This window comes from Thalassovita autumnalis (assembly GCF_001458255.1).
In the GTDB taxonomy this organism is placed as follows: Bacteria; Pseudomonadota; Alphaproteobacteria; order Rhodobacterales; family Rhodobacteraceae; genus Thalassobius; species Thalassobius autumnalis.
Map to the genome: position 1 here is coordinate 25,179 of NZ_CYSB01000030.1, position 16,223 is coordinate 41,401.

A 16,223-nucleotide genomic window follows, 5' to 3' on the forward strand; every position below is an offset into this window, starting at 1 on the left:
CTTGACCCTCCAGTTACTGGAACCCTTATCTGGGGTGTCGACAGAAGCACCGCAGGGCAGAATGATGACACACCCAACCGATCAAACCCTCCGATTGCCGATCACTGGCATGAGCTGCGCCGCCTGCGTGGGCCGGGTGGAAAAGGCCCTGCGCGCTGCGCCCGGCGTGACGCGCGCTGATGTGAACCTTGCGCTGGAAACGGCAGAGGTTGCCTTCAGCACGCCAGCCACCCCTGAGGATGTGGTCACTGCGCTTGATCGGGCGGGGTATCCGGCCCGTGTCGAAACGCTGGAACTTGCGGTGGAGGGGATGACCTGTGCCTCCTGTGTGGGCCGGGTGGAGGCTGCGCTGGCCGCAGTTCCCGGGGCTATTGCTGCGCAGGTGAACCTTGCCAGCGAAACGGCGCAGGTTGATCTTCCCGAGGGGCAAGACCTGAGCGCCGATCTGATAAAGGCCGTCGCCGCTGCCGGTTATGAGGCCCATCGCAAAGGCGAAACCATCGCCCCACCACTGGATCGCAAAGCCGCCGAGGCCGAGGCGTTGACCCGCAAGTTGTTACTTGCGGCAGCTTTGGCGCTGCCGGTTTTTGTCGCCGAAATGGGCGGTCACCTCTACCCGCCGTTTCATCACTGGATCATGGCAAACATTGGTATGCAGACCTCCTGGATGCTGCAGTTTGTACTGACCGCCATTGTGCTGTTTGGCCCCGGGCGTCAGTTTTATCAGAAAGGTCTGCCCGCCCTGTTGCGCGGCGCCCCTGATATGAACTCCCTCGTGGCATTGGGCACGTTGGCGGCGTTTGGCTATTCGACCGTGGCAACCTTCGCCCCGGCGATCCTGCCCGCGGGCAGTGTGAATGTGTATTTTGAAAGTGCGGCGGTGATCGTGGTGCTGATCCTGTTGGGGCGCGCCTTAGAGGCCCGCGCCAAAGGCCGCACGGGGGCCGCTATTCGCGCCCTTGTGGGGCTGCGCCCCAGCACCGCGCGGGTGGAACGTGACGGCGCAACACAGGACCTGCCAATCGCGGAGATCGTCGTGGGCGACGTGGTGCTGACCCGGCCGGGGGAACGGCTGGCAGTGGATGGGGAGGTGCTCACCGGCGACAGCAATGTTGATGAAAGCATGATCACCGGCGAACCCCTGCCGGTTGCCAAGACAGCCGGTGATCGGGTCACGGGCGGAACGGTCAATGGGGCCGGCGCGCTGCGGGTGCAGGCCACCCATGTGGGGGCAGACACCATGCTGTCGCAGATCATCCGTATGGTGGAGGCCGCACAGGGTGCCAAATTGCCGATACAAGCCTTGGTGGATCGGGTGACCCTGCGGTTTGTGCCCGTTGTGATCGCGGTGGCGGTGCTGACCGTTCTGGCCTGGCTGGCCTTTGCGCCGGCACCGGCCTTGGGCCATGCGCTGGTTGCCGGGGTGGCGGTGCTGATCATCGCCTGCCCCTGCGCGATGGGTCTGGCAACCCCCACTTCGATCATGGTGGGCACCGGGCGCGCGGCAGAACTGGGCGTTCTGTTTCGCAAAGGTGATGCGTTGCAGCGCTTGCAGGAGGTCAAGATCGTGGCCTTTGATAAAACCGGCACATTGACCATGGGCAAACCGGTGCTGACCGATCTGGAGGTCACCGAAGGCTTTGAGAGGACTGAGGTTCTGCGCCTCGTGGCCGCGGTGGAAGCGCAATCGGAACACCCGATTGCCGCCGCAATTGTCGCCGCCGCCGAGGGACCGCTGCCGGAGATTGAGAAATTTGGCGCTATCCCCGGCTACGGCGTGGCCGCAACAGTGGCTGGCCATCGGGTGATGGTGGGGGCGGATCGGCTGATGGTCCGGCGCAAGATCGACCTGGCACCGCTGGCCAGCAGCGCCGCTGCATTGGGGGCTGAGGGGAAAACGCCGCTCTATGCCGCCATTGACGGCAAACTGGCCGCTGTGATTGCGGTCTCTGACCCCGTGAAACCCAGCTCCGCCGCAGTGATCCAAGCGTTGCACAGCCGCGGCATCAAAACCGCGATGATCACCGGGGACAATGCCGCGCCCGCAGCCGCCATTGCCCGCAGCCTTGGCATTGATCACGTGGCGGCAGAGGTGCTGCCACAGGGCAAGGTTGAGGCATTGGAGGGCCTGCGCGCCAGCCACGGCACCCTGGCCTTTGTTGGCGATGGCATCAACGACGCCCCGGCGCTGGCCCATGCGGATCTGGGCATCGCGATTGGTACCGGTACGGATGTGGCTATTGAAAGCGCCGATCTGGTGCTTATGTCTGGCGACCTGACGGCGGTGCTCAACGGGTTTGATCTGTCGGCGAAGGTCATGCGTAACATCAAACAGAACCTGTTCTGGGCCTTTGGTTACAACGTGGCGCTGATCCCTGTGGCGGCGGGGCTGTTTTACCCGTGGTTTGGCTGGCAGCTGTCACCGATGCTGGCCGCTGGCGCAATGTCGCTGTCCAGCGTCTTTGTGCTCAGCAATGCCCTGCGGCTGCGGTTCGTGTCCGGGTCCCATCTGCCGAAGGAGGCATAAGCGATGAACATCTCAGAGGTTTCCAAACGCACAGGCCTGCCTGCCAAAACCATCCGCTATTACGAAGAGATCGGCCTGGTATCCCCAGCCCGCAGCGGCAATGGCTACCGCAGCTTTCGCGACAGCGATCTGCACAAGCTGGCCTTCCTGGGCCGGGCGCGGGCCTTGGGCTTTTCGATTGAGGACTGCCGCAACCTGATGACGCTTTATGAGGATCGCGGTCGCGCCTCCTCGGATGTGAAAGCCATCGCGTCTGAGCATCTGGTGGCGATTGACGCCAAACTGGCGGAGTTGCGCCAGATGCGAAACACGCTGGCTGATCTGGTCTCTTCCTGTGCGGGGGATGACCGGCCGGATTGTCCTATTCTGGCGGATCTGGCTGCGAAGTCTGACGGGTAAGGTTTGGGCTGATTGGAGGACTTGATTGGCGGGTTTGGCTGGTTGGGAGGGGCGTTGCCCCTCGCCCCTTTGGGGCTCACCCCAGAGTATTTGCAAAACGTTGAAAAGGGGCAGCGCGCCCGCTGTCAGCCGTCGCGGCCCGGCTCCTTGGGGTTGGACGAAAACAGCGCGATCTTATTGCCCTGCGGGTCACGTAGATAGCCAACGTAGAAGCGCGGCCCATATGCGGCGCGAAAGCCTGGAGCCCCTTCGTCGGTGCCACCTGCAGCCAATGCTGCGGCGTGCAGGTTGCGCACCTGGGCCTGTGTTTCGGCCTCAAAAGCCACCATCGCGCCATTGCCGGCCGAAGCTGGCTGCCCGTCAAAGGTGGGTTTGACGTAGAAATCGGGAAAGAGGGCGCGTTGACCTTCGGGGACGGGCAGGGCGAAGCTGAGCCCGTCGGCCCCTTCGGTGAGGCTGTAGCCTAGGGCCGGAAGGAAGGCCGCGTAGAACGATTTGGCACGCTGGATGTCATCGGCCCCAACTGTGACATAGGCGATCATGGCGGCCCTCCCTTTGGGTCAGGGGCGGCTCAGCCGCCCAGCGTTGCAGTGGCTTCCACCTCGACCAGCGCCTCGTCCTCAATGAGACCGGCAACCACCACCATCGCCATAGCGGGGAAGTGGCGGCCCAGCACACGGCGGTAGGCTTCGCCCACTTCGCGCTGACGGGCGAGGTATTCTTTCTTATCAGTGATATACCAGGTCAAGCGGGTGATATCTTCGACCTTGCCACCGGCCTTTTCGACCACTGCGCGGATGTTCATCAGGGCCTGTTCCATCTGGCCGATGAAGTCATGGCTCTGGAAGATCTGGTTTTCGTCCCAGCCGATCTGGCCGCCGACGTAAAGCACGTCGTTTTTGTCCAAGACGCCGTTTGCGTAGCCTTTGGCAGGTGCCCATCCATCGGGCTGAATGATCTCATTCGCCATTTTCCTGTCCTTTCACATGAGGTTCAAGCGAGGCGCGCAGCGCCTCGGGCCAGGGGGCAGGGCGCCCCTCCGGCGTGATGTAGACCAGCGTTGCGCTGGCGGTAAAGCGGGTTTCACCAGCGCATTGCGCGGTGATAGTTAGGCCAAGCGAACTGCGGCCCAGGCGGGTCACGTCCAGCCCAAGGGTCAGCTGGTCGCCATGGCGGCTGGGCGCGGTGAAACGGGTGGAGATTTCGGCGGTCGGCACGGCGCCCGTTTGATGCAGCTTTTCAAACGGGTGACCCAGATGATCAAAGAAGGCTTCGACGCAGTCATTGATCATCTCAAAATAGCGGGGATAAAACACAATCCCCGCCGGATCACAGTGTTTGAACAGCACCTTTTGGGCCATTTCGAACGCCATTGCCTCAGACCCCCAGATACTGATCGGTGATCTCTGGTGTCAGCGCGGTGAAATCGCCGGACCAAACCGACTTGCCCTTCTCAAGGATCACTGCCTTGTCCGCCACTGTGGCCAGTTCCTTAATGGATTTGTCGATCACAATGATCGCCAGGCCGGTTTCGGCCTTGAGGCGGGCAATGGCGGCCCAGATTTCCTGCCGGACCACGGGGGCCAGGCCTTCGGTCGCTTCATCCAGGATCAACAGGCGTGGGTTGGTCATCAGCGCGCGACCAATGGCCAGCATCTGCTGTTCACCGCCCGACAGGGACGAGGCCAGCTGATCACGGCGTTCTGCCAGACGTGGGAACAGCTCTGATACCTTGGCGAAATCCCATTCGCCGGGACGCGCCGCCGCGATCAGGTTTTCATAAACCGTCAGCTGGGCAAAACACCGGCGGCCTTCTGGCACCAGACCAATGCCTGCCTGCGCCGCCTTGTGCGAGGGTTGGCGCGCCATGTCCTGGCCGTCAAACACCACCGCACCACCGCGGTTCTTCAGCATCCGGCAGATCACCTTCACGGTGGTGGATTTGCCCATGCCGTTGCGCCCCATCAGCGCCACAACCTGACCTTCTGCGACGTCCAGATGCACGTCAAACAGCGCCTGCGAGGGACCATAGAAGGCAGAGATATGGGATAGCTTAAGCAGGCTCATGCGTCCTCCTCCCCAAGATAGGCGCTGCGCACCTGTGCGTTGCTGCGGATCTCATCGACGCTGCCGGTGGCGATGATCTCGCCGTAGACCAGCACCGAAATACGGTCCGCGAGGGCAAAGACCGCGTCCATGTCATGTTCCACCAGAAGGATCGGCGCCTGCTGGCGCAGCCCGTCGAGGAAGCCCATCAACCGGTGCGAGCCTTCTGCGCCCAGACCGGCCATCGGCTCGTCCATCAGGAAGGCTTTGGGCGACAGGGTCAGCGCCACGGCGACCTCCAGCTGGCGGCGTTGGCCATGCGACAGCTCCGAGGTGCGGAAATTGGCAAACTCCTCCAGCCCGACCTGAGCCAGCGCATCGCGTGCGGTGGCCAGTAGCTGTTTGTCCTTCATCACCGGACGGAAGAAGCGGAAGACGTCGCCGCGATGGCCCTGCGCGCCCAGAACCACGTTCTGCAACACGGTGTATTCCATCGCCAGTGACGAAATCTGGAACGTCCGCCCCATGCCTTTCTGAGCGCGTTCGGCGGTGGACAGGGCGCTGACGTCCTGCCCGTCGAACCAGACCGAACCCTCATCTGGGGTCAGCCCACCGGCGATCTGTTTGATCAGGGTGGATTTGCCCGCCCCGTTCGGCCCGATCAGCGCGTGAATTTCGCCCGGCTTCAGATCCAGCGTGATGTTGTTGGACGCCTTCAGCGCGCCAAAACTTTTGGAGATGCCTTTGACATCAAGGATCGGCTTAGTCATGGGCCACCTCCCGTCCTGCAATCAGACCGTAAAGGCCACCACGGGCAAACAGCACCACACCCAGAAGGATTGCGCCAAGATAGACGTGCCAGAATTCACTTAGGCCGCCCAGCATATGCTCCAGCAGGATAAACAGCGCCGCACCGGCCACTGGGCCAAAGACGCGGCCGACACCGCCAAGGATGACAAAGATCATGATCTCACCTGACATGTTCCAGGCAAACATCGTGGGGCTGACAAACCGGTTCAGATCAGCAAACAGTGCGCCTGCCAGACCGGTGATCGCACCGGAAATGGTGAAGGCCACCAGATACAGCCGATAGGGCGTCTGGCCTACGGCCTGCACCCGTTCCTCATTTTGACGCGCCGCCCCCAGCATCAGGCCAAAGGGCGATCGGGCCGCGGCCCAGACAAAGCCCAGCACCAACGCAAGGATGACGTAGCAGATCATGTAGAACTGGATCGGGTCCATCGTGTTTAGACCCGGGAAGTCATTGCGGATGTAGATCGACAGCCCATCTTCGCCGCCATAGGTCGGCCAGGAGTTGGCGAAGTAGTAAAACATCTGCGCAAAGGCCAGCGTGATCATGATGAAATAGACGCCGGTGGTGCGCAGCGACAGCGCGCCGACGGCCAGCGCGGTGATTGCGGAGATTACAACCGCCACCAACCAGATCACCGGCATCGACTTGGTGCCTTCAATCAGGAAGGGCGCCTCCATCAGCGGCGTGTAGGTCTGCGCATGATAGGCCAAAATGCCCATCGCATAGCCGCCCAGCCCAAAAAACGCCGCATGGCCAAAGCTGACCAGCCCGCCAAAACCAAGGGCAAAGTTCAGCCCCACACCGGCAATGGCAAAGATCACCGCGCGGGTTGTCAGCGTGATCAGGAACGGCTCATCCGCCTGATAGGCCCAGAGAGGGAAGGCCAGCAATGCCGCCATCAGGCCAAGGTTCAAAAGGGTTTCACGTTTCATCTCATGCCCCTCCGAACAGGCCTTTGGGACGGAACAGCAACACGCCCGCCATCAACAGATAGATCGCCATCGAGGCCAGTGACGCCCCGGTAGAGGTGGCGGCGGCTGGCTCCATGAAAAGGCCAAAGAACATCGGCAGCAATTGGCGGCCCAATGTGTCGGTCATGCCGACCAGAATGGCACCCACAAAGGCTCCTTTGATTGATCCGATGCCGCCGATCACGATGACCACAAAGGCCAGGATCAGCACCGGTTCGCCCATGCCCACCTGCACCGATTGGATCGCGCCGATCAGCGCACCGGCAAACCCGGCCAGCGCTGCGCCAAGGGCAAACACCAGCGTGTACAGCATCGAGATGTTCACGCCTAAGGCCGCAATCATCTCGCGGTCGTTTTCACCGGCACGGATGCGGATGCCGATACGGGTGCGCGCAATCATCCAGAACAGCCCCGCCGCCACGGCCAGACCCACCAGAATGATGGTCAGACGGTAGAGCGAATATTCGATCCCGAAAGGCAGCATCACCGTGCCCGACAACCACTCGGGCTTGTCCAGAAACAGCGGGAAGGATCCAAAGGCCCAGCGGGTGCCTTCGGAAAACATCAGCACAAGGGCAAAGGTCGCCAGCACTTGGTCCAGATGATCGCGGTCATAAAGCCGTCGGATCACCACAGTTTCCACTATAACGCCTGCAAAGGCCGCGAAGACAAGGCTTGCCACCAGCGCCAGCAGGAAGGATCCGGTGGCCGCAGCAGTGGCAGCGGCGGCAAAGGCGCCAACCATATAGAGCGAGCCATGCGCCAGGTTGATCAGCCCCATAACGCCGAAGATCAGCGTCAGACCGGCAGCCATAAGGAAGAGCATCACGCCAAACTGTAGGCCGTTCAGCGCCTGTTCGATGAGTAGGATGATGGACATGAGAGTTTTCTTGCTAAAGGTGGGGCCGCCCGCGACGGGGCGACCCCCTTAGCCCTTACATTTTGCAGTCAGCCGCATAGGCGTCTGCGTGGTCGGTCAGGCCGGTTGCGATGATCTTGTTGGTGTAAACGTCACCCTCTTTGATCACTTCACGAACATAGATGTTCTGGATCGGGTGGTTGTTTGCACCAAATTTGAAATCACCACGGACCGAGTCAAACTCAGCCGCTTTCAGCGCTGCGCGGAAGGCATCACCATCTTTGATGTCAGCCTTATCCATTGCCGAAATTAGCAGGTTGGCAGTGTCAAAGCCCTGGCTTGCGTAAAGCGACGGCAGGCGACCATAGGCTTCCTGGAAAGAGGCCACAAAGGCCGCGTTGGCCGCATTGTCGATGTCCTTGTTCCACTGGCTGGTGTTCTTGACGCCCAGTGCCGCGTCGCCAACTGCCTGCAGGATACCCTGATCGAACGAGAAGGCAGGGCCAACAACCGGCAGGTCCACACCGCTGTCGGCATATTGCTTGAGGAAGGAGATCCCCATGCCGCCGGGCAGGAAGAAGTAGACGCTATCTGCACCCGAGGCACGGATCTGCGCGATTTCAGCCGCATAGTCGGTCTGGCCCAGTTTGGTGTAAACCTCACCTGCCAGATCACCTTCGTAGAAACGTTTGTAGCCGGTCAGCGCGTCTTTGCCCGCCGGGTAGTTCGGCGCCAGGATGAAGCTGTTCTTCAGACCGTCACCATTGGCATAGGCGCCTGCAGCTTCGTGCAGGTTGTCGTTCTGCCAGGCCACGTTGAAGTAGTTCTGGTGGCAGCCTTTGCCGGCCAGCGGCGAGGGGCCAGCATTGGGCGACAGGTAGATTTTGCCCTGTGCGGTTGCGGCAGGAACCACAGCCATCGCCAGGTTCGACCAGATGATACCGGTCATCACGTCAACCTTTTCGGACTGGATCATCTTATCGGCCAGCTGCACCGCAATATCGGGTTTGCGCTGGTCGTCTTCGATCACCACTTCAAGATCACTGCGGCCCGCTTGGTTCACCGCCAGCATGAATCCGTCACGCACGTCGATGCCAAGGCCCGCGCCGCCGCCCGAAAGGGTGGTGATCATGCCAACTTTGACGCCTTCGGCCTGAACCGCCCCTGCGGCGGCCATCGCTGCCATGGACGCGGCCATGACCAGAGATTTGAATTTCATTGTCTTTCTCCCTGTTTTTTATGTTTGAAACGTTTGGAAACTCACGCTTTCACAGTTCGCCCCTGCCCATGGATGTCAAGCTTATTGTCGCTTGTTTCTCTCCTATGGTGTTGATCAGGAACGCATTTCACAATTGGTCTTAAAACCCTTCCCCGTCCACACGCAGCTGGAACCTCTGAATTTTTCCGGTGGCGGTTTTCGGCAGGGCCTGCCGGAACCGCACCGCCCTTGGATATTTGAACGGCGCGATGGTGGCCTTCACATGGTCCTGCAGCGCCTTCACCATCGCCTCATCTGCGGCGAAGCCGTCGTTCAGCACCACATGGGCCTCCACGATATGGCCCCGCTCACTGTCGGGCGCGCCAACCACGCCGCATTCGCTGACCGCCTCATGCGACAGCAACGCCGCCTCAACCTCGGGGCCCGCGATGTTGTAACCGGATGAGATGATCATATCGTCGTTGCGCGCCGCGAAGTGGAAATAGCCATCAGCGTCCCGGGTGAAACTGTCACCGGTGATGTTCCAGCCATCGCGCACATAGACCTGCTGACGCTCGTCATTGAGATAGCGACAGCCCGTGGGCCCGCGCACCGCAAGGCGGCCCACCTCACCATCTGCAACCTCATTCATCTGATCATCCACCACCCGGGCCTCATAACCGGTCACCGGGCGGCCGGTGCAGGCGGGCTGATGATCGTCAAAACGGTTGGTGACAAAGATATGCAGCATCTCCGTCGCGCCGATGCCGTCCAGCATTGGCTTACCGGTTTTCTCTTTCCACTCAGCATAGATCGGGGCGGGCAGGGTTTCCCCCGCGGACACCGCCGCGCGCAGCGAAGACAGATCCGCGCCCTCTTCCATTGCCTGCAACATCACCCGATAGGCGGTTGGGGCGGTGAAACAAACGGTGGCTTTGAACTTCTCGATGATGTCGATCATGCTGGGCGGTGAGGCATTTTCCAGCAGGGTCGCCGCCGCGCCAAACCGCAGCGGGAAAATCGCCAAGCCGCCCAGGCCAAAGGTAAAGGCCAGCGGTGGCGAGCCTACAAAGACATCGTCGGGGGTGACCTTCAGAACCTCTTTGGCATAGCCATCAGCAATGATCAGCAGATCGCGGTGGAAATGCATCGTCGCCTTCGGCTCACCTGTGGTGCCCGAGGTGAAGCCCAACAGCGCCACGTCATCCCGGCCGGTTTTCACCGCGTCAAACTTCACCGGCTTTTCCAGTGCCAGCCGGTCCAGCTCAGCGTCGTGGTTGGACGTGCCGTCAAAACCAACCACTGTTTTCAGGAACTTGCTGGTTTTGGCGCAGGCCGTGATTTCATCCGTCAGGCGCGTGTCACACAGCGCATGGCTGATTTCAGCCTTGTCGACAATCGCTGACAATTCGCTGGCGCGCAGCATCGGCATGGTGTTGACCACCACCGCGCCCACCTTGGTTGCGGCCAGCCAGCAGGCGACCATCGCAGGGTTGTTGGCCGAGCGGATCAGCACCCGGTTGCCCGGCTTGATCCCTAGGTTTTTCACCATCGCATGGGCCAGACGGTTGGTCCAATCGGTCAGCTCTTTATAGGTGCGGCGCCGGCCGTTGCCGATCAGTGCCGTGTGGTCACCAAGGCCTTTGTCGACCATCGCATCGGTCAGTTCAACCGCGGCATTCAGATAGTCAGGATAGTCAAACCCCTCCAGCTGAAAGGCGGGCCACTGGTCAATCGGCGGCAGCCCGTCGCGGGCAAATGTATCAATATGCGCGCTTGGTCCCAGCATCGCTCACTCCCCTAAATGGTTCGCCATCGCCTGTCGGGCGATGATGACACGCTGCACGTCTGATGCACCCTCATAGATGCGCAACGCTCTGATTTCGCGGTAGAGTTTCTCTACCGTTTCGCCTGACTTGACCCCGTCGCCGCCATGCAGCTGCACGGCGCGATCGATGATCTGCTGGGCTTGATCTGTGGCAAACAGCTTGGCCATGGCGGCTTCGCGGGTGACACGGGGCGCGCCCATGTCTTTGGCCCAGGCCGCGCGGTAGATCAGCAGGGCGGCGGCATCGACTTCCATCGCCATATCGGCGATGTGACCCTGCACCATCTGCAACTCAAACAGCGGCGCGCCCTGAACCTCACGGGCCTGCACCCGGGCCAGCGCCTCATCCAGTGCGCGGCGCGCAAAGCCAAGCGCGGCCGCGGCCACGGTGGTGCGGAACACATCCAGCACCGACATGGCGATTTTGAACCCCTGACCGGGCTGTCCCAGCATCGCGCTGGCCGGAATGCGGCAATCGGTAAAACGCAGGGTTGCCAATGGATGCGGCGCAATGGTTTCCAACCGTTCCACCACTTCAAACCCGGGCAGATCTGCCGGCACGATAAAGGCTGACAGCCCTTTTGCACCCGGCGCTTCGCCTGTGCGGGCAAACAGCGTGTAGACATCCGCGATGCCGCCGTTGGAAATCCACGTCTTTTCACCGTTAAGGATATAATCATCCCCGTCACGCTCGGCGGTCATGGTGGAATTGGCAACATCTGATCCCGACTGTGGTTCGGTCAGGGCAAAGGCGGAAATCGCCTGCCCCGACCGCGTGAGTGGTAGCCAGTGGGATTTTTGTTCTTCGGTGCCAAAAAGCGTGATCGCCCCGGTGCCAAGCCCCTGCATCGCAAAGGAAAAGTCAGCTAGGCCGTCATGGCGCGCCAGGGTTTCACGGGTCAGGCAGAGGGTGCGCACATCCAGTTTTTCCTGCCCCTCCGCGGCGGAGTGTTTGGCCCAGCCACCCGCGCCAAGCGCCTTGACCAGCGACCGGCAGGCCGCATCGGTATCGCTGTGATCGATATCGGTCAGTGCCTCTGCGGCCCAGGCGTCCAGATCGGCTGCATAAGTGGCATGGTGTGGCTCAAAAAACGGCCAGGAGAGGAAGGATTTATCTGCCATCAGTTGCCCTCAAACACCGGTTTTTCTTTGGCCACAAAGGCGCGGTAGGCGCGCTCAAAGTCGGTGGTCTGCATGCAGATCGCCTGCGCCTGCGCCTCGGCCTCGATCGCCTGATCCAGACCCATGTTCCATTCCTGGTTCAGCTGCGTCTTGGTGATCCCATGGGCAAAGGTCGGCCCCGCCGCCAGACGCTGCGCCAGCTTCACAGCCTCGGCTTCCAGCGCGTCGGCGTCGTGCAGATTGTTCCAGAACCCCCAACGCTCGCCCTCGGCGGCACTCATCGTGCGCCCGGTGTAAAGCAGTTCTGCCGCACGGCCCTGACCAATGATCCGGGGCAGCATGGCGCAGGCGCCCATGTCACAGCCCGCCAGACCCACACGGGTGAAGAGGAAGCCACATTTGGCCTCAGGCGTTGCCAACCGCAGGTCCGAGGACATGGCGATGATGGCCCCCGCACCGACGCAGACGCCATCAACGGCGGCAATAATCGGCTTGCCACAGCCGATCATCGCCTTGACCAGATCACCGGTCATGCGGGTGAAGGCCAAGAGGTCCTTCATATCCATATCAACCAGCGGGCCGATAATGTCATGCACATCCCCGCCAGAACAGAAATTGCCGCCGTTGGAGGCGAAAATCACCACGTCCACATCCTCGGCATAGACCATATCGCGGAAGGTATCGCGCAGCTCTGCATAGCTGTCGAAGGTCAGTGGGTTCTTGCGATCGGGGCGGTTCAGACGGATCGTGGCGATCCGGTCTTTCCATTCCCAGATAAAGTGTTCAGGGCTTAGGTCAGCCATTTTTGTCATCTTGGGATCCTTCCAGATGATGCAGCATTTTGCGGATTGTGTCGAGTTTGCCATGACCGAGGCTGGCGAACAGCTTGTCGACCTCGGCTTCATGGGCGGCGGCCAGCTCTTCGAACCAGGCGCGGCCCTTGTCGGTCAGCTCCACCATCACCACACGGCGATCCTCGGCCGAGGGGGTGCGGCGGGCATAGCCGTCCTTTTCCAACCGTTCGACCACGGTGGTGGCATTGCCGTTTGAGACCAGCAAACGTTGGCTCAGCTCGCTCATCTTCAAGGGCGCGGCTTCGCGGTGCAGGGCTGCGGCCACGTCGAAACGGGGCAGGGTGGTGTCATAGTTCACCCGCAAGAATTCCCGCAGGTGGTTTTCGGTGCTGCGGGTCAGTCGCAGCAGCCGGATCCATGTGCGCAGCCGCCGTTGAGACAGCGGTGTGTCATGGGAGGTATCATGCGTGCTCTCGCTCACAGCTCCCCCCCCGCGATGGGCAGCGCCTGCCCGTTGATGCCCTCGGACCCTGGCCCACACAGCCACAGCGCCGCCGCCGTTACTTCGCTGGGCTGGATCAGCCGTTTCTGCGGGTTGTGTTTGGCCAGTTCCTTGCGGGCGGCGGCTTCATCCATACCGGTTTTGTCGATGATATTGGCCACCGACCGGTCCGTCATTTCGGTATCCAGAAAGCCGGGACAGAGCGCGTTCACTGTCACCGGTTTCTTCGCCACCTCCTGCGCCACCGCGCGGGTCATGCCGACCACACCGTGTTTCGCCGCCGTATAGGCGCTGACATAGCCGTAGCCCTTCAGCCCCGCCGTTGACGCGACCGAAATCAGCCGCCCCCAGCCGGTGAACTGGTTCAACCCTTCACGCAAGGTCAGGAAAACGCCGGTCAGGTTGACCGCCATCATGGCGTTCCATTGCTCCAACGTGGTGCGGCCAAAGGGGGCGGTATCTGCGGCACCGGCATTGGCGATCACCACGTCACAAGGCCCCGCCGCGGCAAACATGGACCGGACCGAGGTTTCATCGGTTACGTCACAGATCACCGGGCGGATTTGATCGCTGCCGTCGGCCACGGCCTCCATGGGGGCGCTGCGGCGGCCCGCGATGACCCCCCGGGCGCCCGCCGCGGCAAAGCCCCGGGCCATATCGGCGCCGACGCCCGTGCCGCCGCCGGTGATCAGCACCTGTTTTCCGCTCAGATCGGTCATACGCGGATCATCTCCTGCTGCTTTTGCGCCAGACGGTAGGCCTGATCACGGCCTGCATAGTAGGGCGCAGGCCAGTGGATCTGCTGATCGCCCATCTCCACCGCGGCATGCAGCGTCCAATAGGGATCGCTCAGATGCGGACGGGCCAGGCAGACCAGATCGGCGCGCCCCGCCAGCAGGATCGAGTTGGCGTGATCGGTCTCATAGATGTTGCCCACTGCCATCGTCGGGATCTGCAGATCGTTGCGGATCCGGTTGGAAAACGGCGTCTGGAACATGCGGCCATAGACCGGCTGCGCCTCGACCGAGGTCTGACCGGCGCTGACGTCGACGATATCCACACCAGCCTCGCGGAACATGCGGGCGATTTCCACCGCCTCCTGCGGGGTGACGCCCTCGTCGCCGAGCCAGTCATTGGCCGAAATCCGCACCGACATCGGCTTGCCCTCAGGCCAGACCGTGCGCATCGCTTTGAACACCTCCAACGGGTAGCGCATCCGGTTTTCCAGACTGCCGCCATATTCATCGCCACGCTGGTTCGAAGCGGGTGAGATGAAGGAGGAAATCAGATAGCCATGGGCCGCGTGCAGTTCGATCATGTCAAAGCCACAGCGCCCGGCCATTTCGGTCGCCTGCACAAAGTCGTCGCGGATCTGGTCCATCTCGGCGCGGGTGATCTCACGCGGGGTGGCGTTGCCTGCCGACCACGGAATGGCCGAGGCCGACACCAAATCCCAATTGCCGTCCTTCAACGGCGCATCCATCTCTTCCCAGCCAACCTGGGTAGAGCCTTTGCGCCCTGCGTGACCAATCTGACAGCAGATCTTGGCCTCTGTTTCTGCATGGACGAAATCGACCAGACGTGTCCACGCCGCCTCATGTTCCGGCGCATAGAGGCCGGGGCAACCGGGGGTGATCCGACCATCGGCGCTGGTGCAGGTCATTTCGGTGTAAACCAGCCCCGCGCCGCCCTTGGCACGTTCGGCGTAATGGACAAAATGCCAATCGGTCGGGCAGCCCTCCACTGCTTTGTACTGCGCCATGGGGGACACCACGATGCGGTTCGCCAGTTCCATATCGCGCAGTTTGAACGGCACAAACATCGGTTTACGCGCCGGCGCATCCGCAGCCATGCCCGCCTCGGATTGGAACCAGCGCTCGGCCTCGGCCAGCCATTCAGGGTCCCGCAGACGCAGGTTTTCATGGCTGATCCGCTGCGACCGGGTCAGCAGGTTGTAGTTGAACTGTACTGGATGCTGATCCAGATAGCGCTCCACTTCTTCAAACCATTCCAGTGAGTTACGCGCAGCAGACTGCAGGCGCAGCACTTCCAGACGGCGTTCCTCCTGATAGCGTTTGAAGGCGCCTTCCAGCGTTGGTTCCGAGTTGACGTAATCCGCCAGCGCAATGGCGCTGTCAAAGGCCAGACGCGACCCGGATCCGATCGAGAAATGCGCCGTCGCCGAGGCATCGCCCAGCAGCACCACGTTTTCATGATACCACTGTTCGCAATTCACCCGCGGGAAGTTGATCCAGACAGCCGAGCCGCGCAAATGCGCCGCGTTCGACATCAGCTCATGACCACCAAGGTATTTCTCAAAGATCATGCGGCAGGTCTCAACGGTTTCTTCCTTGGACATGTCGGCAAAGCCCCATTTGTCCCAGGTCTCCTGCTGGCATTCGACGATGAACGTCGCGGTGTTGTCGTCAAACTGATAGACATGCGCCCAGAGCCAGCCATGCTCGGTCTTTTCGAAAATGAAGGTAAAGGCGTCGTCAAACTTCTGATGGGTGCCCAGCCAGATGAATTTGCACTCACGATTGTCGATATCGGGTTTGAAGACGTCTTCGTATTCTGTCCGCACTCGTGAGTTCAGACCATCGGCGGCGACCACCAGATCGTAATCCTTGCGGTATTCCTCGGCGGTTTTGAACTCGGTCTCAAACCGTAGATCCACGCCCAATTCGCGGGCGCGTTCTTGCAACAGGATCAGCATCTGTTTGCGGCCGATACCGGCAAAGCCGTGGCCACCGGAAACAGTGCGCACGCCGTTGTGTTCCACCGCAATGTCATCCCAATAGGCAAAGTGATCGCGGATCGCGTCACAGCTTTTGGGGTCATTGCCCTGCATCCGTTCCAGCGCGTCATCAGACAGCACAACACCCCAGCCAAAAGTGTCATTGGCGCGGTTGCGCTCCAGCACTGTGACGTCGTGGCTGGGATCGCGCAGTTTCATGCTAATAGCAAAATAGAGCCCGGCCGGGCCGCCCCCTAGGCAGATGACTTTCACGAATTTCCCTCCAGCAGGTGTGTGGTTTTCCCTGTCGCTGGAGCAACGGTAGCGCGATCTGAATTTATTTCAAGCTTAAATGTTTTGAGTTTGAAATGTTTGTGCGTCGCGGATTACAGGCGCGATTGGCCTTTGTTTTTATGAAAATGTGGG

General features: G+C 61.1%; 16 protein-coding genes. 2 read left to right on the plus strand and 14 right to left on the minus strand.

The window, feature by feature from the left end:
- Positions 1-64: 64 nt before the first annotated feature.
- Positions 65-2,527 (plus strand): heavy metal translocating P-type ATPase, encoded by a 2,463-nt coding sequence (locus tag TL5118_RS11750; protein ID WP_058242214.1) that lies wholly within the window; start codon positions 65-67, stop codon positions 2,525-2,527.
- Positions 2,528-2,530: 3 nt separating this feature from the next.
- A complete protein-coding gene (gene cueR / locus TL5118_RS11755; RefSeq protein ID WP_058242213.1) occupies positions 2,531-2,926 on the plus strand; it encodes a Cu(I)-responsive transcriptional regulator in 396 nt (131 codons plus the stop codon).
- Between the two features lie 125 nt (positions 2,927-3,051).
- Here cueR and TL5118_RS11760 read toward each other — a convergent pair whose 3' ends face one another.
- The 14 genes from TL5118_RS11760 to TL5118_RS11825 all read right to left on the minus strand — a co-directional run bounded on the left by TL5118_RS11760 (position 3,052) and on the right by TL5118_RS11825 (position 16,070).
- On the minus strand, positions 3,052-3,468 hold the full coding sequence (locus tag TL5118_RS11760; RefSeq protein WP_058242212.1) for a VOC family protein: 417 nt from the start codon (positions 3,466-3,468) through the stop codon (positions 3,052-3,054).
- Positions 3,469-3,497: 29 nt separating this feature from the next.
- The gene (locus tag TL5118_RS11765) at positions 3,498-3,896 is read right to left on the minus strand and encodes a RidA family protein (RefSeq protein ID WP_058242211.1); all 399 of its coding nucleotides are present in this window, start codon (positions 3,894-3,896) and stop codon (positions 3,498-3,500) included.
- A complete protein-coding gene (locus tag TL5118_RS11770) occupies positions 3,886-4,299 on the minus strand; it encodes an acyl-CoA thioesterase (RefSeq protein WP_058242210.1) in 414 nt (137 codons plus the stop codon). Before TL5118_RS11770 ends, TL5118_RS11765 begins: the two co-directional genes overlap by 11 nt.
- Before the next feature lie 4 nt (positions 4,300-4,303).
- Positions 4,304-4,993, minus strand: a complete 690-nt coding sequence (locus TL5118_RS11775; RefSeq protein WP_058242209.1) for an ABC transporter ATP-binding protein — start codon at positions 4,991-4,993, stop codon at positions 4,304-4,306.
- Complete coding sequence (locus TL5118_RS11780; protein WP_058242208.1) at positions 4,990-5,742, minus strand: ABC transporter ATP-binding protein; 753 nt, start codon at positions 5,740-5,742, stop codon at positions 4,990-4,992. The genes TL5118_RS11775 and TL5118_RS11780 overlap by 4 nt, the downstream gene beginning before the upstream one ends.
- Complete coding sequence (locus TL5118_RS11785; RefSeq protein ID WP_058242207.1) at positions 5,735-6,718, minus strand: branched-chain amino acid ABC transporter permease; 984 nt, start codon at positions 6,716-6,718, stop codon at positions 5,735-5,737. The genes TL5118_RS11780 and TL5118_RS11785 overlap by 8 nt, the downstream gene beginning before the upstream one ends.
- Position 6,719: 1 nt before the next feature.
- Positions 6,720-7,637 carry a branched-chain amino acid ABC transporter permease gene (locus tag TL5118_RS11790; protein WP_058242206.1) on the minus strand — a complete coding sequence of 306 codons (918 nt, stop codon included), beginning with the start codon at positions 7,635-7,637 and terminating at the stop codon, positions 6,720-6,722.
- Between the two features lie 55 nt (positions 7,638-7,692).
- Positions 7,693-8,835 (minus strand): ABC transporter substrate-binding protein, encoded by a 1,143-nt coding sequence (locus TL5118_RS11795; RefSeq protein ID WP_058242205.1) that lies wholly within the window; start codon positions 8,833-8,835, stop codon positions 7,693-7,695.
- Positions 8,836-8,974: 139 nt separating this feature from the next.
- A complete protein-coding gene (locus TL5118_RS11800; RefSeq protein WP_058242204.1) occupies positions 8,975-10,603 on the minus strand; it encodes an AMP-binding protein in 1,629 nt (542 codons plus the stop codon).
- Positions 10,604-10,606: 3 nt separating this feature from the next.
- Positions 10,607-11,764 (minus strand): acyl-CoA dehydrogenase family protein, encoded by a 1,158-nt coding sequence (locus tag TL5118_RS11805; RefSeq protein ID WP_058242203.1) that lies wholly within the window; start codon positions 11,762-11,764, stop codon positions 10,607-10,609.
- Positions 11,764-12,576, minus strand: a complete 813-nt coding sequence (locus TL5118_RS11810) for an enoyl-CoA hydratase family protein (RefSeq protein ID WP_058242202.1) — start codon at positions 12,574-12,576, stop codon at positions 11,764-11,766. The genes TL5118_RS11805 and TL5118_RS11810 overlap by 1 nt, the downstream gene beginning before the upstream one ends.
- Positions 12,560-13,039: a MarR family winged helix-turn-helix transcriptional regulator gene (locus tag TL5118_RS11815; protein WP_058242201.1), complete on the minus strand. Its 480-nt coding sequence runs from the start codon at positions 13,037-13,039 to the stop codon at positions 12,560-12,562. The genes TL5118_RS11810 and TL5118_RS11815 overlap by 17 nt, the downstream gene beginning before the upstream one ends.
- The gene (locus TL5118_RS11820) at positions 13,036-13,779 is read right to left on the minus strand and encodes an SDR family NAD(P)-dependent oxidoreductase (protein ID WP_058260792.1); all 744 of its coding nucleotides are present in this window, start codon (positions 13,777-13,779) and stop codon (positions 13,036-13,038) included. Before TL5118_RS11820 ends, TL5118_RS11815 begins: the two co-directional genes overlap by 4 nt.
- Positions 13,776-16,070: a bifunctional salicylyl-CoA 5-hydroxylase/oxidoreductase gene (locus TL5118_RS11825; protein WP_058242199.1), complete on the minus strand. Its 2,295-nt coding sequence runs from the start codon at positions 16,068-16,070 to the stop codon at positions 13,776-13,778. Before TL5118_RS11825 ends, TL5118_RS11820 begins: the two co-directional genes overlap by 4 nt.
- Positions 16,071-16,223: the final 153 nt, after the last annotated feature.